The 18,610-nt window shown below is 60.9% G+C and carries 19 protein-coding genes; 7 read left to right on the top strand and 12 right to left on the bottom strand.

The features are described 5' to 3' along the window. Positions 1-191: 191 nt before the first annotated feature. The 3 genes from WCX72_RS00085 to WCX72_RS00095 are packed head-to-tail and all read left to right on the top strand — an operon-like array spanning position 192 to position 1,218. Positions 192-458, top strand: coding sequence for a hypothetical protein (locus WCX72_RS00085; RefSeq protein ID WP_345970193.1), 267 nt, complete (start codon positions 192-194; stop codon positions 456-458). A 42-nt stretch (positions 459-500) separates the two neighbouring features. Next, positions 501-980, top strand: a complete 480-nt coding sequence (locus tag WCX72_RS00090; RefSeq protein WP_345970194.1) for an MOSC domain-containing protein — start codon at positions 501-503, stop codon at positions 978-980. Continuing rightward, positions 967-1,218 carry a peptide methionine sulfoxide reductase gene (locus WCX72_RS00095; RefSeq protein WP_345970195.1) on the top strand — a complete coding sequence of 84 codons (252 nt, stop codon included), beginning with the start codon at positions 967-969 and terminating at the stop codon, positions 1,216-1,218. Before WCX72_RS00090 ends, WCX72_RS00095 begins: the two co-directional genes overlap by 14 nt. An 8-nt stretch (positions 1,219-1,226) precedes the next feature. Here the strand turns inward: WCX72_RS00095 and WCX72_RS00100 are convergent, their stop codons facing one another. Together WCX72_RS00100 and WCX72_RS00105 are read right to left on the bottom strand one after the other, a co-directional pair. Continuing rightward, positions 1,227-2,423 carry an outer membrane protein transport protein gene (locus WCX72_RS00100; RefSeq protein ID WP_345970196.1) on the bottom strand — a complete coding sequence of 399 codons (1,197 nt, stop codon included), beginning with the start codon at positions 2,421-2,423 and terminating at the stop codon, positions 1,227-1,229. A gap of 276 nt (positions 2,424-2,699) precedes the next feature. Further along, a complete protein-coding gene (locus WCX72_RS00105) occupies positions 2,700-3,716 on the bottom strand; it encodes an NAD(P)/FAD-dependent oxidoreductase (RefSeq protein ID WP_345970197.1) in 1,017 nt (338 codons plus the stop codon). Between the two features lie 337 nt (positions 3,717-4,053). On the opposite strand from WCX72_RS00105, the gene WCX72_RS00110 reads away from it, so the two are divergent. The 3 genes from WCX72_RS00110 (at position 4,054) to proB (ending at position 7,119) form a co-directional block, all read left to right on the top strand. Continuing rightward, on the top strand, positions 4,054-4,395 hold the full coding sequence (locus tag WCX72_RS00110) for a ferredoxin-thioredoxin reductase catalytic domain-containing protein (protein WP_345970198.1): 342 nt from the start codon (positions 4,054-4,056) through the stop codon (positions 4,393-4,395). 87 nt (positions 4,396-4,482) lie between these two features. Beyond that, positions 4,483-6,276, top strand: coding sequence for a DNA helicase RecQ (gene recQ / locus WCX72_RS00115; protein WP_345970199.1), 1,794 nt, complete (start codon positions 4,483-4,485; stop codon positions 6,274-6,276). Between the two features lie 81 nt (positions 6,277-6,357). Continuing rightward, a complete protein-coding gene (gene proB, locus WCX72_RS00120; RefSeq protein ID WP_231019551.1) occupies positions 6,358-7,119 on the top strand; it encodes a glutamate 5-kinase in 762 nt (253 codons plus the stop codon). On the opposite strand, the gene WCX72_RS00125 is transcribed toward proB, so the two are convergent. From WCX72_RS00125 to selD, 4 genes are read right to left on the bottom strand one after another with little or no spacing between them, the layout of a single operon-like run. After that, positions 7,106-7,804 carry a DUF429 domain-containing protein gene (locus WCX72_RS00125; protein ID WP_231019552.1) on the bottom strand — a complete coding sequence of 233 codons (699 nt, stop codon included), beginning with the start codon at positions 7,802-7,804 and terminating at the stop codon, positions 7,106-7,108. The two genes, proB and WCX72_RS00125, sit on opposite strands and share 14 nt — an antisense overlap. Then, a complete protein-coding gene (locus WCX72_RS00130) occupies positions 7,795-8,442 on the bottom strand; it encodes a uracil-DNA glycosylase (protein WP_345970200.1) in 648 nt (215 codons plus the stop codon). The genes WCX72_RS00125 and WCX72_RS00130 overlap by 10 nt, the downstream gene beginning before the upstream one ends. After that, positions 8,414-9,565: a tRNA 2-selenouridine(34) synthase MnmH gene (mnmH, locus tag WCX72_RS00135; protein ID WP_345970201.1), complete on the bottom strand. Its 1,152-nt coding sequence runs from the start codon at positions 9,563-9,565 to the stop codon at positions 8,414-8,416. The genes WCX72_RS00130 and mnmH overlap by 29 nt, the downstream gene beginning before the upstream one ends. Then, positions 9,555-10,586, bottom strand: coding sequence for a selenide, water dikinase SelD (gene selD, locus WCX72_RS00140; RefSeq protein ID WP_345970202.1), 1,032 nt, complete (start codon positions 10,584-10,586; stop codon positions 9,555-9,557). Before selD ends, mnmH begins: the two co-directional genes overlap by 11 nt. A 93-nt stretch (positions 10,587-10,679) precedes the next feature. Between selD and WCX72_RS00145 the strand changes: the two genes are divergently transcribed. Then, positions 10,680-11,159 carry a haloacid dehalogenase gene (locus WCX72_RS00145; protein ID WP_345970203.1) on the top strand — a complete coding sequence of 160 codons (480 nt, stop codon included), beginning with the start codon at positions 10,680-10,682 and terminating at the stop codon, positions 11,157-11,159. Between the two features lie 4 nt (positions 11,160-11,163). On the opposite strand, the gene WCX72_RS00150 is transcribed toward WCX72_RS00145, so the two are convergent. The 6 genes from WCX72_RS00150 to WCX72_RS00175 are packed head-to-tail and all read right to left on the bottom strand — an operon-like array spanning position 11,164 to position 18,535. Then, positions 11,164-12,987, bottom strand: coding sequence for a mechanosensitive ion channel domain-containing protein (locus tag WCX72_RS00150; RefSeq protein WP_345970204.1), 1,824 nt, complete (start codon positions 12,985-12,987; stop codon positions 11,164-11,166). A gap of 13 nt (positions 12,988-13,000) precedes the next feature. Continuing rightward, positions 13,001-13,801: a CorA family divalent cation transporter gene (locus tag WCX72_RS00155; protein ID WP_345970205.1), complete on the bottom strand. Its 801-nt coding sequence runs from the start codon at positions 13,799-13,801 to the stop codon at positions 13,001-13,003. Positions 13,802-13,846: 45 nt separating this feature from the next. Further along, a complete protein-coding gene (locus WCX72_RS00160) occupies positions 13,847-14,638 on the bottom strand; it encodes an inositol monophosphatase family protein (RefSeq protein WP_345970206.1) in 792 nt (263 codons plus the stop codon). After that, a complete protein-coding gene (pgm, locus tag WCX72_RS00165) occupies positions 14,639-16,321 on the bottom strand; it encodes a phosphoglucomutase (alpha-D-glucose-1,6-bisphosphate-dependent) (RefSeq protein WP_345970207.1) in 1,683 nt (560 codons plus the stop codon). Between the two features lie 57 nt (positions 16,322-16,378). Further along, positions 16,379-18,265, bottom strand: coding sequence for a mechanosensitive ion channel family protein (locus WCX72_RS00170; RefSeq protein ID WP_345970208.1), 1,887 nt, complete (start codon positions 18,263-18,265; stop codon positions 16,379-16,381). A gap of 60 nt (positions 18,266-18,325) precedes the next feature. Continuing rightward, on the bottom strand, positions 18,326-18,535 hold the full coding sequence (locus WCX72_RS00175) for a hypothetical protein (RefSeq protein ID WP_345970209.1): 210 nt from the start codon (positions 18,533-18,535) through the stop codon (positions 18,326-18,328). Positions 18,536-18,610: the final 75 nt, after the last annotated feature.

Genomic DNA, 18,610 nt, shown 5'->3' on the forward strand with positions numbered 1-18,610 from the left:
GGAAACTCTGTCAAATCGTTAGATGTATCCAACCGTAACACATTGGAAAATGTTATGTGTAGTGATGAAAAATAGCGCAGTTTTACTAGGTGGAAAACATGAATTTTTGTAATAATAATGTGACAAGGCTGAGACGCTGCAGAGTCGGTAGCGCAGTAGACTTACGCATTTTATTATTAAGGAATTATCAGATGTTCATCACGTCAAAAGAGGTTGAAACCGTCATTGGAAAAGAGCTGGCAGACCGCCTGTGTGAATGGCTTCGTACGAGTTCGCCGATCAGCTGTATTGTCGAGCAGGGCGCTGAAAATGCTATACGGTTCAACGTGGACGAGGCTATGGACTTCTCCAAGATCAAGATGCACAGCGATGCACTCAAGCGCGAGTTTTTTCCCCACATTGCGAAGCTCAAACAGTACATGGCCAGCACTCCGGCGCGCCCGGATCTCTCCGCGTAACCCCTCTTTTCCCACCCCTCCGGGCCTGGTATGATTTCAGGCATGAATGAACGAAACGGCAGGGTGGTCTCCCTCATTATCGGTCCCGAAGCAAAATCGGCGCTCGAGAGCGTGCCTTCCGTTACCGCCGTTGCGGGCAGGGGGCTTGCCGGCGACCGCTACTATTTCGGCCGCGGCAGTTTCAACGGGCCGCAGTTCGACCCAGGCGTGCGCGAGGTGACGCTGATCGCCGCCGAGGCGATCGCCGAGTGCAACCGGAGGCTCGGTACGGCACTCTCTGCCGCTGATTTCCGGCGCAACATCGTCACGGAGGGGATCGACTTCGCCGCACTCAAGGGACAGCGGTTCCGTATTGGGGAGGTGACGCTGCGGTGGGTGCGGAGCGCGCCGCCCTGCCGCTATCTTTCACGGCTGCTTGGCGAGGACATGATGACAGGTCTCAAGGGAATAGGCGGTATCCGCGCTGTGATCGAAACGGGCGGGACGATCAACGAAGGAGACACGGTCCATGTCCTACTGTGAAAAACTGCGCGCCTTTCCCGACGGGGCGCAGGAGGTGTTATATGAAGGGAAGCGTTACCTGATGAGCAAAGAGACGCACCTGGGCGGCAGGCTTATCAAACTCTACGCCGAAGAGCTGGGGGGCAATGACTTCGTGAGCCTGAATTACTACGAAACGTCTTCCGTCCCGCTGCTTAAACCCTGCGAGATGCCCGCCGAAAAAGTGATCGCCTTTATCGAGAATGCAATGTTGCGGTGAGCGCGCCCTTAGAAGGCGTAAGTCACCTGCATGCTGACGCTGGACTGGCTGTGTTTCGATCCGATTTCGTACGGGCCGGAGAGGGTGGCGGAGGTAAACCGCTCTTCGACTTCCGGCGCATAGGCGAGGGCGAGGTCGCACGCGAGCGTTTCATTGAGGTGATAGGTTCCCCCCACAGTGAAGTGCTGTTCCACGGTGGCCGGGAACCCGAGCAGGTTGAACATATTCAGTGCCGCGCCGCCGTTGCTCATCCAGTCGAGCTCTTTGATCGGGCTCTTGGCGTAGTTGTATCCCGCTCTGAGCTGTCCCAGTTCGGACGTAAATTCATAGCCGACCATAAAGACGTCTTGATCGCTCCAGCCGAAATCTTTGTACCCTTTGGCGTCGCTCCAGGCGATACGCTTATAGTCGAACGCGGCGGTATGGCCGCCCAGAGTATAGGAGAGCCCCGCACCGTATTCGACCGGCTGTTCCAGTTCCGAGGAGATGCCGGTAACGCCCGCGGACGCAAAGGGGGCCGTCGCATTCGTCAGCTGGTCTTTGTAATCCATCGTGATGGCGGATTTATAGACGAAGCCCACCTTGGCAGCGTTGATGCCGGCTTCGCCGAGGTCGTAAGAAGCCCCAAGGGTGTACCCAAAAGCAATATCCTGCGCGATGCCTGAGCCGACGGTGCTCCCGTTGTTATAGTTGATATCCAACGCCCCGTACTGGATGATTGCCGTCGCGCCGACGCTGAAGCCGTGAGAGGTATACGCCACCGGGACGCCGAACTGCATCAGCTGCAGGTTCGTCACCATCTGCATCGTGGTCCCCGAGGTGTCTTCGCGGTAATCGGTTCCCATGCCCCCGGTACCCCACATCCCGACACCGAGATAGAAGTTGTCATTGATCTTGGCCGCGATCGATACTTCCGGAATGACATTCAGGTCGGCATCGCTCTGCTGGTAGCCCGCACCGCCGTCGTATTTGACATCCGGCATGAAGATCGTGCCGCCGAACGAGACCTCCGTGGCGGGGACTTCGGTAATCATTGCGGGGTTGGCCAGGGCCGATTCCGCCCCGTGGCTCAGTCCGATGCCGATTCCGCCCATGCCGCGCGCTTTGGCCCCGAGACCGATAAGGTGGTCGCCGTTGGTCGCGAATGCGGACGTTGCCCCGAGTGCTGTCACGGCAGCAAGCGCCAGTCGTGTTGATTTGTTCATTTGTTCTCCTAGAAAGCTTTTTAAAAATTCAAAAAAAGAGTGCGATTATCTATCACAATTTTTTGGTTGCATAATAGTCTATTGCTTGCGTAAAATGAATGGGTAATTCTGTCAATAATTTGCCTATTTATATAAAGTAGGGACGTTTTTGTATGAAAACAGCAGTAATTGAAATGGGGTTTAAAAAATAAATTTTTTAAAAATAACAAGGATTTTTACAGATAGGTTTCAATGCCGTAATAGATGTGATACCGATCGCCCTGCGGAAGCGTGCGGTCAAGCTTCCATCAACGCTTTTGCCAGCCGCATCGCGGCGATGACGGCGCCTTCGAGGTAGCCGCCCTCTTCGGCGGAGGTCTCTGTTCCGCAGAAGCGGATGCGTTCCGAAGCCTTCGTTTCCATCCCGTAGCGGGGATGGGCGTCGAGGGGTTCTCGGTCGGCGGGGACGGAGGTATAGGGGTCGCTGCGCCAGTTGTGGTAGCGGAAGAGTTCGTAGTCGCGGGCCGGCGCCCCGAATAGGCGCTCAAGCTGTTCGATGACGCGTTCGGGCTGGGAGTCGTCGGCGGAACGGGTGTGGTAAAAGCCGAAAAGCGCCCCTTTGTTCCGGGTCGAAGCGTCGTGCACTTCGGAGAGGGGGCCGCGGTGGCTGGTGGCGAACCCGCTGAGCCCTCGCTCGCGCCAGAACGGTTCGGCATAGGTGACGATGCACTTGGACGAAAAGCCCATCCAGGTCGGGATAGCGAGCATTTTTTCACGCATCGCTGCCGCCAGCGGCGGTTCGAAGGCGATGGTATCGGCACAGAGGCGCGGCGGGAGCGTGACGATGCAGTGCGAGGCCCGCAGCGCCTCGCCGTCGGTGTGCACGGTGACGCCCTCGCTGTCCGAGCGGATCGTACGCACGGGGGTTTCCAGCCTGATGTCGACGTCGCCAAGGCGTTCGGCCAGGGAGGAGGTCAGCATACCCGCCCCCCCTTCGATCCTGTAGGAGGGGGCGTTTTGCCCGGTGCGGAAGTACTGCACGCCTTCGGGCGCGTCATAGGCGAAGGCGCCCTGGTCATAGTGGCGGAACAGGGTGAGACCCAGGGCATCGATGAGGTGCCTTATGTGGTGCTGGTGGGGCCACACCCAGGTTGGTCCGAGGTCGAAGCGCTCCCCCGCCTCCTCGACCGTGAGGATCCTGCCGCCGATGCGCGGCCGCCCTTCGAGCAGGATGATGCGGTAGCTCTCTTGCAGCAGAAAGGCCAACAGCAGACCGTTCAGGCCTGCTCCTACGATAATGAGTTCCGGTTTCATGTGCGAAGTATATTCCTTTTAGGATCAACCCAAACGCTTAAAGCGATTCTGCATTGAAAGCTTTATGTTTGCATCATCTTTTGCCCCGGAGGTGTGCACAATCCGTTCCGCTCCGCCCCGCCCGGGGCCTCTTGTGTTAAGCAAAATTTCTGCTTTGCGGAGGGCGTGCCGGGCAGGGCTGTGAGGGCTTTCGGCGCCGATAATGTATTTCGTACGGTGACACATCAACCTTACGGATTCACGATTTGGGAAAAGGGTTTCTTGCCTTTAAGTCGCGTCTCCCTATACTTGTGGCTACGAAAAAAGGGGCGCAGAACCCCGAAACAACAAGGAATCGATGATGCAGATGGTCGATATGAGTTCACCGGAGTTCCTCGCCGAACTCGAAAAAACGAAAAAATTCACCGACAAAGTCAACGCCCAGTTCGGATGGGTCTACAACCCGAATCATGACGTCAACGAGGGGGTCCTGATGGGACTGGCTCGTCACAAGATACTGTACGGAAAGCGTTTCTGCCCCTGTTTCATGGTTCTCGAAGACGAGAACGGCAAACACAAAAGTGCCGATGACCGCATCTGCCCCTGCAAACCTGCTATTGAGCAGGAAGTCCCCGAAGAGGGCAAGTGCCACTGCGGCATCTTCTGCACCCCCGAATACGCCTCTTCCCACGACATGTAAGGTCCCGTCCGCCCCGTGCGGATGACACCGCTGCCGCTTTTTTCACGTTGCCGCCGCGATTTGGCTATGATGTGAAAAAGTTTTGCCATGCCTGATCACATAACCGATAAATATTCCGTACTCAAAGACCGTTTCGGTCACAACGCCTTCCGCCCGCTGCAGGAGGAAGCCGTTGACGCCATCCTCGCCGGACGCGACCTGCTGATGATCCTGCCCACCGGCGGCGGGAAATCGCTCTCTTACCAGCTGCCGGCGCTGCTGATGGAGGGAACGACCGTCGTCATCTCCCCGCTGCTCGCCCTCATGCACGACCAGGTCCAGAGCCTGAAAGCCCAGGGGATGCGCGCGGAGATGCTCTCCTCGATGCAGACGGCGGAGGAGAGCGGCGAGATTGTGCGCCGCCTTTACGCCGGGGAGATCGACTTCCTCTACCTCTCCCCCGAACGCCTCAACACAGAGGGGATGCGCAGCATACTTTCCCAGATCCGGCTCAACTACTTCGTCATTGACGAAGCGCACTGTATCAGCGAGTGGGGGCATGAGTTCCGCGCCGATTACCGCGCCCTGTCGCAGCTGCGGGATTACTTCCCCGGTATTGCCATCGCTGCATTCACCGCGACGGCGACGGCGCACGTGCGCGAGGACATCCTGCGCCTGCTGCGCCTGAACGACCCCAAAGTCCTGCAGGGGCAGATCTACCGCGACAATCTCCAGATCACCGTGCGCCACCGCATCAAGGACGGGTACGACCAGCTCCGGGACTTTCTTGATGACCATAAGGAGGAGAGCGGGATCGTCTACGCCTTCTCCCGCAAGAGCGTCGAGGCTGTCGCGAACTTCCTGCAACAGAAGGGGTATGCGGCGGCGGCCTACCATGCCGGGATGCCGACGGAGCAGCGCAACGCCGTTTTTCACGACTTCGTGCACGATCAAGTCCGGATCATCGTCGCGACGATCGCCTTCGGGATGGGCATCGACAAGAGCAATATCCGCTACGTTTTTCACATGAGCCTGCCCAAGACCGTCGAGAACTACTACCAGGAGATCGGTCGGGCGGGGCGTGACGGCGACCATGCCGACGTCGTCATGCTCTTCGGGGCCCAGGACCTTATTCAGCAGAAGCGGTTCGTCGAGATGAACGAGGACGAGCAGTACAAGGCGCACCTGATGCAGAAGCTCGGCGCGGTGCACCGCTACGCTTCGGCGGAGACCTGCCGCCACCAGCAGCTCGCCGAGTATTTCGGCGACCGCATCGCGCCCTGCGGGACGCACTGCGATAACTGTCTGGAGCCCGAGTACGACAGGCGCGACATCACGACCGAGGCGCAGATGCTTCTCTCGGCCGTCTACCGTACGGGGCAGCGGTTCGGCAAGAGCTACCTTGTCGACGTCCTGCGCGGCTCGCGGGAGCAGAAGGTACTCGCCAACGGGCATGACGAACTCTCCGTCTACGGGGTCGGCGAGGCCCTGAACAAGAAGCAGTGGCTTGTACTCATCGACCGGATGCTCGAGATCGGGGCGGTGGACTTGAACGCGCACCACGGCCTCTTTCTGACCCAGGAGGGTCTGGCCGTTCTCAAGGGCGAGGTACCGGTGCTTATCCGTGCCGACCGCCTCAACGTCCGGGCCAAGACCGTGAAAACGGCCGCGCCGGAAAGCTTCGACTACGATACGGAGCTTTTCGAGGCGCTGCGGGCCCTGCGCTTCGAGATCGCCCAGGAGCACGGGGTGCCGCCCTATGTCGTTTTCGGGGACAAAACCCTCAAGGAGATGGCGGCATCGCGGCCGCAGAGCAAGGCGCAGATGCTTGAGGTGGGCGGCGTCGGCGAGGTGAAATTCGAGCGCTACGGGGCGCAGTTTTTGGTGCTGCTGCAGAGCTGACTTTGCAATTTTTTCGATTTTCTGGTACTTTGGAGACTTACTGCCATCATTCTAAATGGCAAAACAGAGCGAAAGAGATGAATGAAACGTTTAGTGATCAAGGTCGGGACCGCCGTCCTGACCGAAAACAATAATATCGCCAAGGAGCGGATGCTCAACCTTGTCTCCATGGTGGCCGAATTGAAGAAAAAATATGATGTTGTTTTGGTCAGTTCCGGCGCCGTCGCGGCGGGCTACTCGGCGCTCAAACTCGACAAGCGCAAACAGATCGGCAAGAAGGCGCTGGCGGCGGCGGGGCAGCCGATTTTGATGACCAGCTACAAAAAGAAGTTCGACATCTACGACATCGACACCGCCCAGATCCTTCTGACTGAGGATGATTTCGACTCCCGCAAACGCACGAAGATGTTCCAGGAGATCATTGATGCGCATCTTCAGAACGATATTCTGCCCATCGTCAACGAGAATGACATCACCTCCACGCCCGATCAGCTTTTCGGCGACAACGACCAGCTCTCCGCCAACGTCGCCTTTGCGATCGGGGCGGAGCAGCTGATCATCCTCAGCGATATCGAGGGGTACTTCGACAAGAACCCCAAAGAGCACGCGGATGCGCAGCTGCGCAAAAAGGTAACGATCCTCACCCCCGGAGAACTGCTGGATGAAGCGACCCCCAGCAGTTTCTTCGCCACGGGCGGGATCGTCACCAAACTGAAAGCCGCCGATTTCGTGATGCGGCGCGGCATCGATATGTTTTTGTGCAACGGCTTCGACCTCACCGCCGCCCGCAATTATCTGCTCGACGGAGAACAGACGTCGGGGACCCTCTTTACGACGGAGTGAGCCCCGGCGGCGTCAGCAGGACGCCGCACGCCGCATCCCCGAACGTCAGACATCTTTTCTCGGCAGCGTAACAGAGCGTGTAGGCGCAGACGAGGCTGTCGAGAAAATCCTCTTCGGCCTTGAGTGCTTTGCCCCTGAGCGTCCCCAGAGGCGTTTTAAGGCTGTTTGGGAGCGTTAGGACTTCAAACAGGGCCGTTTGCAGCTTCGCCATGGCTCTCAGGCGCGTCTCCCTCGGGGCGGACGCTTTGTAGCGCAGGACCTTGCCTCCGTTGAAGAGAGCGAGGATGGTGGCGTGGGGATAGACTTCGAAAAGGGTGCCCTCTTCAAAACCGATCCCCTCGGCTTCGAGCCCTTCGTAGAGGGCAAACCCCGCATAACGTTTAAAACGTTTTTCAAACAGCTGCGTGTTGACGGCGTGGACCCCGAGGCCGTAGCGGGCAAAGGTTTTGAGGAATTGCAGCTCGTTGGGGCGGTGGCCCGTAGCGTTTGGGATGATCATCGGGGCGTCGACGCCGACGCGGCAGCCCGGATAGGCGCGGACGACGTCGAGGATCGCTTCGACCGTCTCCGCATAATTGTAAGCGACGAGCCGCGCCTCCCCATCGAGGACAGCGACGCCGCTGGGATTGCCCTCCGCCCAGGCGAGGTCGATACCGATGTAAAACGGTGCCGGTGTCAGCGGCATGCCAGTAGTGCTTCCATCCCCGCAGTGAAAGCGGGTTTGCCGCCCCGGGCGGGATGGCGGACTTTGGTATGGGAGATCTGCAGCCGTTTGAGGGCCTCTTCCGCGCTGTTGCCGACGGCGACGACGGTGGTCACGGAGGGGAAAAGGGCAAGGAGGCGGCGCAGGAAGGGGGCCGCGTAGTCGATCTCCTTGCTTGTCGGTTTGCGGTTGGAGTCGGGATCGCCCCGGCCGTGGGGGTGGAAACAGAAAGCGTTCCAGCAGAGCGCGGCGGTGCGGTGCTTCTGCAGCACCTCCCAGACGATTCCCGCACTCTGTTCGCGGGTGTAGGGGGGCCTGGCGACCCGGTAACCGTGTTGTGCCGTAAAGAGGCTTCCCTCCAGCACGCCTTCGGCGACGAGGGCTTCGGAGCTGAAGGGGATGCCGGTCAGGCGGCAGCCGTTGTAGCCGGGGGCTTCGCCGACGAGCAGCAGGGTGGGCTGCAGCGCGCGCATCTGCTGCATGTAGCACTGCAGGTTGTGGCGCTGGGTGTTGGTGCGTTTGGCGGCGTAGAAGTTGGCGGCGTCCGCAACGACGACGGCGTCCTGGAGGCGTTTGCCGAAGCGCTTGATGTCAGCGTCGATCTTCACGGCTGCGGACATAGTCGATCACCTCGCCGGCATTGCCGCGGAAGAGGACGGGGATGGGGCTTTTGGCGATCTGGTAGTCATACATGGGGTCGTAGTAGTCGCGCAGCAGCATCCTGATCCACGGTTTGTGCTGCTCGGTCTCCCCGCTGCGGAGCTGCTCGGCGAAGGCGCCGGCGAAGAGCTGTTTGATCTGCCGGAAGCGTTCATCGCCGAGGCGCCTTCTGATGCGGTCAATTCCCGCGTTGGCGTCATCGAACCAGTGCCGTTCAGGCTGCTCGGGGAACATGATCCGGTACTCCTCCAGCGCGTGGGCGACGTACTCGTCGAAAGTGATGTCCACCCGCTCTTCCATCGTGGCGGTAAGGATGATAAGCCCCCCTTCGAGGAAGTTGTCATAGACCGGCTTTGGGATGTAGAGCCGCCCGACGTTGTGGCTTTCGTGCTCGATGACGAGGTGGCGGTGCTGCGCCGCCTCGTGGCGGATCAGGGCATAAGCGAGGCGGTCCTCGAAATCGATCTGGGAGGGCTGCGGCGTGATGTGCCGCCCGAAAGAGGAGCCGCGGTGGTTGGCGAGCGCTTCGAGGTCGACGGCGTTTGCCAGTTGGTGGATCAGCAGGGTCTTTCCCGTACCGGTGCGCCCGCTGATAATGAGGGTGTCGGCTTCGCCGCTGATGCGTTCGCTCTCCTCCATCAGGAAGTGGCGGAACGCCTTGTACCCTCCTTTGAGACGGGGCAGGGCGATCCCGGCCTCCTCCAGCCACGCCTGGGCGATCTGGGAGCGCTGGCCGCCCCGGAAACAGTAGAGCCAGGTGTCGGGGTGGGCGTTTATGAAGTCGGCCCAGGCCCGGACCCGCTCCTGTTTGTGTGGACCGACGAGCTGTTTACCGAGGGCCACGGCTTCCGCGTTGCCGGCCTCTTTGTAGCGGATGCCGATGAGACGGCGCTCCTCGTCGGTCATCAGCGGCAGGTTGACGGCACCGGGGAAGGCGCCTTTTTCGAACTCGACGGGGGCGCGGACGTCGATGAGGGGGCGGTTCTCCAAGACGATGCTTCGGAAGGCATCGGTGAGCGGGAGGTTCTTGCGTTTTATCGCCTCGATCTCGTCGAGGGAGCCGATCGGGAGGTCAAACGACATCGATCAGGTGCGTTCCGCGTTCAACGGTCTCGCCGATGCTTTCGAGGTGCAGCCCCTCCGCTTCCGCGAGGGCCAGGAAATCGGCGACGGCCTCCTGGCGCACGGCGCAGAGCAGGCCGCCGGAGGTCTGGGCGTCGCAGAGGATATCCTGCTGCTCCGGGGTCATCGGGCCGATCTTGTGGCCGTAGCTCTGGAAGTTGCGGCGGGTGCCGCCCGGGACGCACTCCATGGCGAGGTACTCCTTGACTTTCGGCAGCAGGGGGACGTCGTCAAAGCGGATGACGGCACCGATGCCGCTCCCCTCAACCATCTCGGCGAGGTGGCCCAGAAGCCCGAAACCTGTCACGTCGGTGACGGCGGTGACGCCCTCCATGTGGGCGATGGCGGCGCCGATGGCGTTGAGCGTCGTCATCGCCTCGACGGCCGGGTCGATATCGCCCGGCGCGATCTTGCCCTGCTTCTGCGCGGTGGTGAGGATGCCGATGCCGATCGGCTTGGTCAAAAAGAGCTCGCAGGCCGCTTCGGCGCCGTTGTTGCGCTTGAGATGTTCGTTGTCGACAATGCCGGTGACGGCCAGGCCGAAAATGGGCTCGGGAGAGTCGATGCTGTGGCCGCCGGCGAGGGGGATCCCCGCCGCTTCACAGACGGAACGCCCCCCTTCTATCACCTCGCGGGCGACCTCGTCGGGCAGCTTGGCGATGGGCCAGCCGAAGATGGAGATGGCCATCAGCGGCTTGCCGCCCATGGCGTAGATGTCGCTGATGGCGTTGGTCGCGGCGATGCGCCCGAAGGTGAAGGGGTCGTCGACGATGGGCATGAAGAAGTCCGTCGTGGAGAGGACCGAAGTGCCGTTACCCAGGTCAAAGGCCGCCGCGTCGTCGTTGCTGGCGTTGCCCACCAGCAGGGCGGGGTAGCTGATGTTTTCGCGGGCGCTCTGGAGGATATTATCGAGCTGCTTGGGGGAGATCTTGCAGCCGCAGCCGGCACCGTGGCTGTATTGGGTCAGTCGGATGTCATCCATGCGTGGCCTTTTCGCTTTTTCCGAATCATAGTCCTCTTTCGATAAGAACGCACTTTAGAGGCGCCATGGTATGATGCTGCAAAAGGAACGCTTATGCCGAATGAAACCGTCATTGACATCCCCCACTACGCGACATTGACCCTGCGCCACGTCGTTCTCGATTATAACGGGACGCTCGCCCTGGACGGGGCGCTGACACCGGAGGCGGCTGCTCTGCTGGGGCCGCTTTGCGCGCGTTACGACGTGCATGTGATCACCTCCGACACCTTTGGCACGGTCGCCGAAGCGGTCGCGCCCTACGGCGTCACGGTCAAGGTGCTGCAGAGCAGCGACCATACGGGGGAGAAGGCCGCCTACATCTGGGAACTCGGTGCCCCGCACTGTGCGGCGGTCGGCAACGGCGGCAACGACGCGCAGATGCTCAAAGCGGCGGGGCTCGGTATCGCCCTGGTCGGGGACGAGGGGTGCGCGACGGCGACCCTGATGGCAAGCGACATTGTCTGCAAGCAGATCGGCGAGGCGCTGGGGCTGCTGCTGAACGAGAAGCGCCTGATCGCGACACTGCGCCGCTAACGCGCTACAAACCGTCTTTGGGCAGCTGTTTGACGTAGAGGTCGAGCTGCGGGAAGGGGATCTGGATGCCGTGTTTGTTCAGGGCGTTATAGATAAGGATAAGGAAGTCCGAACGCAGGGCGCTTGGGCGGTTCCTGTTGGCCCACTCCACCCAGACGATCAGCTCGAAATCGACGCTGCTGCTGTTCATGTTGACCATCCACACTTCGGGCTGTTTCTCCGGGTCATGCCGGAGATAGGAGAGGCTGCTCTCTTTCAGCTCTTCGAGCACCGCCTTCTTCACCGCATCGACCTCGGTACCATAGGCGACGCCGAAGGGGATGTGGATACGCCGGGTCGCGTCCTCGAGGGTCCAGTTGATGACGTTGTTCTGGATGAAAGAGGAGTTGGGCACGACGATGTCGATGTTGTCGAAGGTCTTGACTGTCGTGGAGCGGATGCGCATGTCGGTCACGCGCCCGCGTAGGACGTCGCTGATCTCGATGGTGTCCCCGATGCGGATCGTACGCTCGAACATCAGGATGATCCCCGCGATAAAGTTGGAGACGACCGTCTGCAGCCCGAAACCGACCCCGATGGAGAGGGCCCCGGCGATGAGGGAGATGGAGGTCATGTCGATGCCGAGGCTTCCCATGGCGATGATGACGGCGACGAAGACGATGAGGTAGTAGCCGATGTTCGACGCGAGGCGCATCGACATCTGGCTCATGTCCGGCCAGCGCCGTGCCAGGCGCGCGATCCAGCGTTTGTAGAACGCGCCGAGGAAGAAGCCCACGACCAGGATTGCCAGCGCCTTGAGGAGGCTGAGGATGCTGATGGGACGTTCGTTAAAGATAAAGAGCGGGGCGGTGAGGGTATCGCCGGCGCGTTTAAGCAGCGCTTTCGTTTCGTGGAGGGTATCGCCGACGACGAGGGCCGTCACCCCGAAGTGCGCCTTGGCGAGGCTGCGCAGCTGCGCGTTCTGGGCGCGGAAGCGGCTGCGCGCGTCCCCGGTGAGGTGCCCTGCGTCCGCCTCCATGCTGTCAAGCAGGGCGAAAAAGGCGTCGTTCTCCTTGGTGATGAGCATGCACAGCGCCAGTTTCGCGGCCGATGCCAGTTTGGTCTGGAGCTGCCCGCTGTAATCGGCATTGGCCTTTTTCAGGTCCGCCGCGAGGCGTTCGCTGCGCGCACTCTCCTCCAGTTCGGCCCCCTCCAGGGCGATTTCGGCGGCAAGCCTTCGCTGCTGGCTTTTTTCGATTTTGGTTTCGGCCGTTTGCATCTCCGAGCGTAGCTCTTTCCCCGTGCAGCGGATCGCTTTGAGGCGTTGCGCGAGGGTCTGCGCGACGGCGGTGCCGTACGCTCCGAGCCGGTCGCGTTTGGCCTCGAGGTTTTGCTGCTGGACCTTGTAGTAGGCGAACTGAAGCTGGTAGGCGCGCAGCCGGAACTTTTCCTCGACGGTGAGCTGTTCGATCGTCTGCTTCAAAAAGGTGAGCTTGGACTGAATGTCGCGCAGCTTGCGTTCCGCGTTCTCCCGCCGGACCGAAGCCGCGGCCGCCGCGGCCAGGGCTTCATAGGCCTGTTCCAGCGTCGGGGACGTTTGCGACAGAAGGGTACTCGGGTCCTCCTCGTCCGCGGGGGTCTGGGCCGCCGCGCGGCGCAGGCGCTCCAGTTCGGTGCGTTCCGCGTCGGCCTGGGCAGGCATCAGGGTGCCCGCCGCCTGTGCCGCATCAATCTGCATGCGCAGTGCTTTGTAGAGGGCGGGTTTGTCGCTGCTCTCGTAGAGGGTGGTGTTGACGTCGGCGGCCTGAAGGGCGCCGATCAGCAGTAAAAAGAGGAGAAGGGTGTGCATCGGCAGGCTCCTGTCAGTGGTGTTGCGTGACCCGGTGCCGATGCCACAGCAGCAGCCCGGCGGAGGTGAGAAGGAGCAGCAGCACCATCAGCATGACGGCATTGGCCGTTCCCGCCGGGCTCTGGGCGAAAGGAAGCCCGCCCGTATTCATCCCGAAAAAGCCGACGACGAGGTTGAGCGGCAGGAAGATCGCCGAGATGACGGTGAGCAGATAGATCAGCCGGTTCATCTTCTCGTTCGTGCGGGCGTTGTGGAAGTTGTAGATGTAGTCGAGCTTGGAGAGCTGGTGCAGCGCCGAGCGCAGGAGGCGGTCGGTGTGCTCGTGCAGGTCGGCATAGTGGTCGACGGGGAATCGCTCCAGGGGTTCGTAATGCTCCGTCACCTCCGCGAGGACGGTGGTGGTGCGCGCCAGGACCCGCTCGACCCGGAGGATGTCCCGTTTCAGCCCCAGCCACTGCGTCATGAAATCGGTTTCGGCCCTGTCGGCGTAGAGCCGCTCCTCCATGTCCGCGACGCGCTCCAGGTAGCTGTTGAACCCCTTGAGCAGCCGGTCGATCAGCGGGTCGATGACGCGGTGGGGCCCTTCGAAACGGCCTTCAAGGGGTACGAAACTGTTGCGTTCCCTGTCGAACCGGTAGCTGCCCGCCTGTGTCAGGATAAAGCCGGTCGAGACGATCTGAACCTCCTCGCCGATGACCGGCAGGCGCACGATCAGCATGTCGTAGTCGGGATTTTCGTCAAACAGGGAGGGATGGTGTTCGTTGCGGAGGTCTTCGAGGTGCAGCGGGTTGATCTTGACGCTGATGCCGTCCATGGCCGGCTCCTGGGTTGGTATAGTGTCATTGTAGCGCAAACGCGGCTACGTTGCGGGCGCCTCTCCCAGTTTTGCCACCAGCGCATCGTGGATCTTCCCGTTGGTTGCGACGATGATGCGCCGCTCCAGGGTGTAGGGCTCCCCGTCCTCGCGGCTTACCGCCCCGCCGGCTTCGAGAACGATCAGGATCCCCGCCGCGACGTCCCACGGTTTGAGGTTGATCTCGTAAAAGCCCGCGAAGGTGCCCTTGGCCGTGTAGCAGAGGTCCAGGGCCGCGGAACCGAGGCGGCGGATGTCGCGGGTAAAGGGGAGCATGCTGCGCATGGTGCGCAGCACCCACTCGTAGTCGCCGCCCTGCTCGATCTTGGTATAGGGAAAGCCCGTCGCGATCAGTGCCCGCGGCAGGCTGTCGGCTTCGGCGTCGACACGGATGGGTTCGCCGTTGAGCGTGGCCCCCTTGCCCTTTTCGGCATAGAAGAGCTCCTCGAGGACGGGATTGTAGACGCAGCCGGCCACGGGCTGCTGATCCTCCCAGATGCCGATGGAGATGGCGCAGAAGGGGATGCCGTGCACGAAGTTCGTCGTGCCGTCGATGGGGTCGATGTAGATCGCCTTTTCAGGGTAGGTGATCGTTGCGCTGCTCTCCTCGCCGACAAGGGTATGGTCGGGGAAGGCCTCGGCGAGCCTGGCTTTGAGCAGCTCCTCGACGGCGACGTCGTACTGGGTGACGAGGTCGATGTCGCTCTTGTAGCGCACCTCTTTGGGGGCGTGGTACCCCTCCAGGAAGAGGCTGCCCGCCTCCTGGGCGATGGCTTTCAGTCGGTCGTAGCGCGGCATCTATCGGGCGAAGAAATCCGAGAGGATGGCCTGGGCCTCCTCCTGGATCCTTTTAAGGTGGGTTTCGGAGATAAAACTTTCGGCGTAGATCTTGTAGATGTCCTCCGTGCCCGACGGGCGCATGGCGGCCCAGCCGTTTTCGGTGACGAGCTTCAGCCCGCCCAGGGTGGCGTCGTTGCCGGGGGCGTTGCTGAAACGCTGCACGATCGGCTCGCCGGCGAGGGTGTCGGCGGTGATGTCCTCGGGTGTGATCGCTTTGAGTTTCGCTTTCTGTTCCGGGTCCGCGACGGCGTCGATGCGGGCATAGAAGGATTGCCCGAACTCCGCTTCGAAGCCTTCGTAGATGGCGCCCGGGTCCTTGCCGGTGACGGCGCGGATCTCGGCGGCCAGGAGGTTCATGATGATGCCGTCCTTGTCCGTGCTCCACGGGGTCGAATCCATCCGCAGGAAGCTCGCCCCCGCGCTCTCTTCGCCGCCGAAGGCGAGGTCGCCGCCGTAGAGGCCGCCGACGAACCATTTGAAGCCGACGGGGACCTCATAGAGTTTCGCACCGAGGCTTTTTGCAATGCGGTCGATCATCGAGCTCGAGACGGCCGTTTTGCCGATGCCCATGTCGGTGTCTTTCCATGCTTTGCCTTCGATGAAGGGGATAAAAGAGAGCACGCCTTTTTTCCGGCGGTGGGTGAAGAGGTACCAGATGGCGACGCTGAGGTAGTGGTTGGGGTTCATGAGCCCGCTGTGGGGCGTGACGATGCCGTGGCGGTCGGCGTCGGCGTCGTTGCCGAAGGCGATGTCGTACTTGTCGCGCAGTTTGATCATGGAGGCCATGGCGTAGGGCGACGAGCAGTCCATGCGGATCTTACCGTCGTGGTCCAGGGTCATAAACGCAAAGCGGGGGTCGACCTTTTCGTTGACAAGGAGGAGGTTCAGGCCGAGCAGCTTGTTGATTTTGCGGTAGACCGGCAGGGCCGTCCCGCCCATCGGGTCGACGCCGATGCGCAGTTTTGCCGCCTTGATGGCCTCGATGTCGACGATTTGCGGCAGGGCTTCGACGTAGGGGGTGATGAAGTCATAGGTCTCGACGTATTCGCCGGACATCGCCGTCTCGAGGCTGAGGGCGTGCACCGCTTCGAGACGGTGTTCGAGGATCTCGTTGGCCCGTTGCTCGATCACGGCGGTGACATCGGTGTCCGCGGGGCCGCCGTTGGGGGTGTTGTACTTGAAGCCGCCGTCGGTGGGCGGGTTGTGCGACGGGGTGATGACGATGCCGTCGGCTTTTTCCGTATGGGTCTTGTTGTATTCGAGGATGGTGAAGGAGAGTACCGGCGTCGGGGTGAAGATGTCCTCCCCGGCGATGCGGACCTGCACCTCGTTGGCGGCGCAGACGCGGATGGCGGTCATCTGGGCCGGGTCGGAGAGGGCGTGAGTGTCGCGGCCGATAAAGAGCGGCCCGGTAATGCCCGCACTTTTGCGGTATTCGCAGACGGCCTGGGTAATGGCGAGGATGTGTTCTTCGTTGAAACTGGCCTTGAGGGAGTTGCCCCGGTGGCCGGAGGTCCCGAATGCGACCCGCTGCGTCGCTTCGGCCGGGTCGGGTTTGAGCTCATAGTATCGGGCGATCAGATCGGTCAGGTCGATCAACTGTGCATCGGTAGCCTGGGTGCCGGCTTCGGGGTGGGCCATAATCATTCTCCTCGGGCATGGTTGCCCATATTATAGTCCCTTTTTTGTTGGCGGGGGTTATTTTTCCGGTTGATTTTTGAACATCGGCGCCACGCTGTCGCGAATGTTATCTTGGTCAAAGTAGAGCGACTGCGACGGGAAGGCGAATGCGAGACCGTTCGCGTCGAGGATCTCCCAGATCTTGAAGATGATCTCCTGTTTGATCCGGAGCCACTCCTCCCAGTCGACGGTGTTGGTGAAGGTGTAGATGAGGATGTCCATCGACGAGGCGGAGAGCTCATCGAGGTAGACCATCAGGCTCGTCTTGATGCCGAACTTGTCCTCGACAGAGATGAGGCGCTTTTCGCGTTTTTTCAGCCGGTTGTACATCTCGGTGTCATATTCGCCCGGGACGACGGTATCGGGGTGCTCCAGGAGCATTTGGCGGATTTCGCCGATCGCCTTGGCCAGCGCTGCGCGGTCCGAACCGTAGGTGACGCCGATATGCATCTTGATACGGCGGCCGACCTTGCGGCGGTTGTAGTTTTTCAGCGGGACGTTGGCGAGTTTTTCGTTCGGCACCGTGATGAGCGCGTTGTCGAAGGTGCGGATATCGGTACTGATGAAGCCGATCTCGACGACGGTCCCTTCGACGTCTCCTGCCTGAATCCAGTCCCCCTGGGAGAAGGAGTTGTCCGAGAGGATCTTGAGCAGACCGAAGAAGTTGCTGAGCGTATCCTTCGCCGCCAGGGCGACCGCCAGGCCGCCGATGCCCAGCGAAGCGACGAGGCCGGTAATATTGACGCCGATATGCACCAGGAAGAAAAGAACGGCGGTGATGATGATGGCGATCTTGATGATCGAGAGGATGAGGTTGACCAGTTCGCTGCGCATCTGCCGGTTCTTGAGCCCGGTGCGCTGATGCAGGAAGTGGTAGAAGAAGTTGTCGACCAGCCGGATGACGATGTAACTGAAGGCCGCTAGGTAGACGAAGTAGAAGAGGGTGCTCTCATCCTGGGAGCTGCTCGGATGCTGCAGGATCTCCAGACCGACCTGCAGGCCGTAGGCGAGGATAATGATGAAGAGCGGGCGGCGGATGCTCTCGATGTTGTTGAGCATCATCTCGTCCGTCAGGTCTTCTTTGCGGGTGATGAGGTGTTGCATCAGCCGGTAGACGCGGTAGTAGAGCAGCGCGGCGACGAGCCAGGCGAGCAGCAGGCTGGCCGCAAAGAGCGTGAGGCGGCCGACGTCGGTGTTGACGTAGCGCAGGCCCGTGTTGATCTCGGCGGCAACGGTGTTGTCGTTGAGGAGGGCGAGCAGGCTGTCGAGTTTGATGCGCTGCAGCAGCGAGCGATACTGGAGGCTCTGGGGATGAAGTTGGAGGTAGTCCAGCAGCTCCTTGTAGAAAAGGTAGTGGGTCTGCAGTGCCGCCGCGTTCTGGCGCAGGGCATCGGCGATCTCCCCTTCCTCACTCACCTCTGCCGCGGCATGGACATCGGCCTCCACGCCGATCGCCTGAAGCTGGTTGATCTCGTCGCGGACCCGTGCACTCAGCGCCTCCGTATCGAGGGTGGTCCACTCCGCCGCGAGGGAGGCGAAAAAGACAAAGATGCGCTGCTGCAGCTTCAGCGTCTGCACGGCGAGGCGGTCGCGGGTTTCGGCCAGGCTGTTCCCCTGTTCGCGGTTGACGCGGATCTTGGCGGAGAGCCGGTAGAGCTGCGCATCCGCTTCGGAGGGGTGGAAAAAGGGGTTGACGGGGTTTTCAACGCTGTAGGGGGCCGCTTTCAGCGCCGAGATTAAAGCGGCAAAGGCGTCGAGTTTTGCGTCGACCCCCGCCGCTTCCGAGGCATTCGTATCGCTGCGCGGCGCGTAAAGCTCCGCTTCGACGGAGAGGACCTGCTGCCAGAACGGTTCGGCCGCGACGAGCTGAAGGCCGAGCAGCATCAGGACAAAAAAATGTTTCATGCGTATCCCCCTGTTTGATGACGACAGTATAGCGTCCGGGGGTTAAACCGCAGGAAGGGCCTAGTCGAGCCCCAGCTCCTTGAGCAGCGGGTCGAATTTCGAGGAGAGGCCGACGAGGGCGTCATACAGCAGGCCGAAACCCTTGTCTTCGGCGATCCACTCTTCGACGAGTTTCACGCCGTCGCTCTTTTCGGCATCGCTGAGTTCAGGGGAGGCGGCAATATTGTCGCGGATCGCTTCGAGATGTTCGCGGTTTTTATGGCTGGGCATGATCGTCTCCTGTATGGGTGGTTTTAATAATCATAGCGTGAATAGCGTTAAATCTCTACCGTTTCGGGGCAAACA

This window comes from Thiomicrolovo immobilis, from assembly GCF_039645955.1.
GTDB classification, from domain to species: domain Bacteria; phylum Campylobacterota; class Campylobacteria; order Campylobacterales; family Sulfurimonadaceae; genus Thiomicrolovo; species Thiomicrolovo diazotrophicus.

Bases quoted from the DNA above. Each gene is read 5' to 3' on its own strand.
- selD (WP_345970202.1), bottom strand. From the start codon at position 10,586: ATGGATGACATCCGACTGACCCAATACAGCCACGGTGCCGGCTGCGGC.
- WCX72_RS00090 (WP_345970194.1), top strand. From the start codon at position 501: ATGAATGAACGAAACGGCAGGGTGGTCTCCCTCATTATCGGTCCCGAA.
- WCX72_RS00095 (WP_345970195.1), top strand. From the start codon at position 967: ATGTCCTACTGTGAAAAACTGCGCGCCTTTCCCGACGGGGCGCAGGAG.
- WCX72_RS00110 (WP_345970198.1), top strand. From the start codon at position 4,054: ATGATGCAGATGGTCGATATGAGTTCACCGGAGTTCCTCGCCGAACTC.
- WCX72_RS00150 (WP_345970204.1), bottom strand. From the start codon at position 12,987: ATGCACACCCTTCTCCTCTTTTTACTGCTGATCGGCGCCCTTCAGGCC.
- WCX72_RS00100 (WP_345970196.1), bottom strand. From the start codon at position 2,423: ATGAACAAATCAACACGACTGGCGCTTGCTGCCGTGACAGCACTCGGG.
- WCX72_RS00170 (WP_345970208.1), bottom strand. From the start codon at position 18,265: ATGAAACATTTTTTTGTCCTGATGCTGCTCGGCCTTCAGCTCGTCGCG.
- pgm (WP_345970207.1), bottom strand. From the start codon at position 16,321: ATGGCCCACCCCGAAGCCGGCACCCAGGCTACCGATGCACAGTTGATC.
- WCX72_RS00160 (WP_345970206.1), bottom strand. From the start codon at position 14,638: ATGCCGCGCTACGACCGACTGAAAGCCATCGCCCAGGAGGCGGGCAGC.
- WCX72_RS00085 (WP_345970193.1), top strand. From the start codon at position 192: ATGTTCATCACGTCAAAAGAGGTTGAAACCGTCATTGGAAAAGAGCTG.
- WCX72_RS00175 (WP_345970209.1), bottom strand. From the start codon at position 18,535: ATGCCCAGCCATAAAAACCGCGAACATCTCGAAGCGATCCGCGACAAT.
- mnmH (WP_345970201.1), bottom strand. From the start codon at position 9,565: ATGTCGTTTGACCTCCCGATCGGCTCCCTCGACGAGATCGAGGCGATA.
- WCX72_RS00145 (WP_345970203.1), top strand. From the start codon at position 10,680: ATGCCGAATGAAACCGTCATTGACATCCCCCACTACGCGACATTGACC.
- recQ (WP_345970199.1), top strand. From the start codon at position 4,483: ATGCCTGATCACATAACCGATAAATATTCCGTACTCAAAGACCGTTTC.
- WCX72_RS00125 (WP_231019552.1), bottom strand. From the start codon at position 7,804: ATGCCGCTGACACCGGCACCGTTTTACATCGGTATCGACCTCGCCTGG.
- WCX72_RS00155 (WP_345970205.1), bottom strand. From the start codon at position 13,801: ATGGACGGCATCAGCGTCAAGATCAACCCGCTGCACCTCGAAGACCTC.
- WCX72_RS00130 (WP_345970200.1), bottom strand. From the start codon at position 8,442: ATGTCCGCAGCCGTGAAGATCGACGCTGACATCAAGCGCTTCGGCAAA.
- proB (WP_231019551.1), top strand. From the start codon at position 6,358: ATGAAACGTTTAGTGATCAAGGTCGGGACCGCCGTCCTGACCGAAAAC.
- WCX72_RS00105 (WP_345970197.1), bottom strand. From the start codon at position 3,716: ATGAAACCGGAACTCATTATCGTAGGAGCAGGCCTGAACGGTCTGCTG.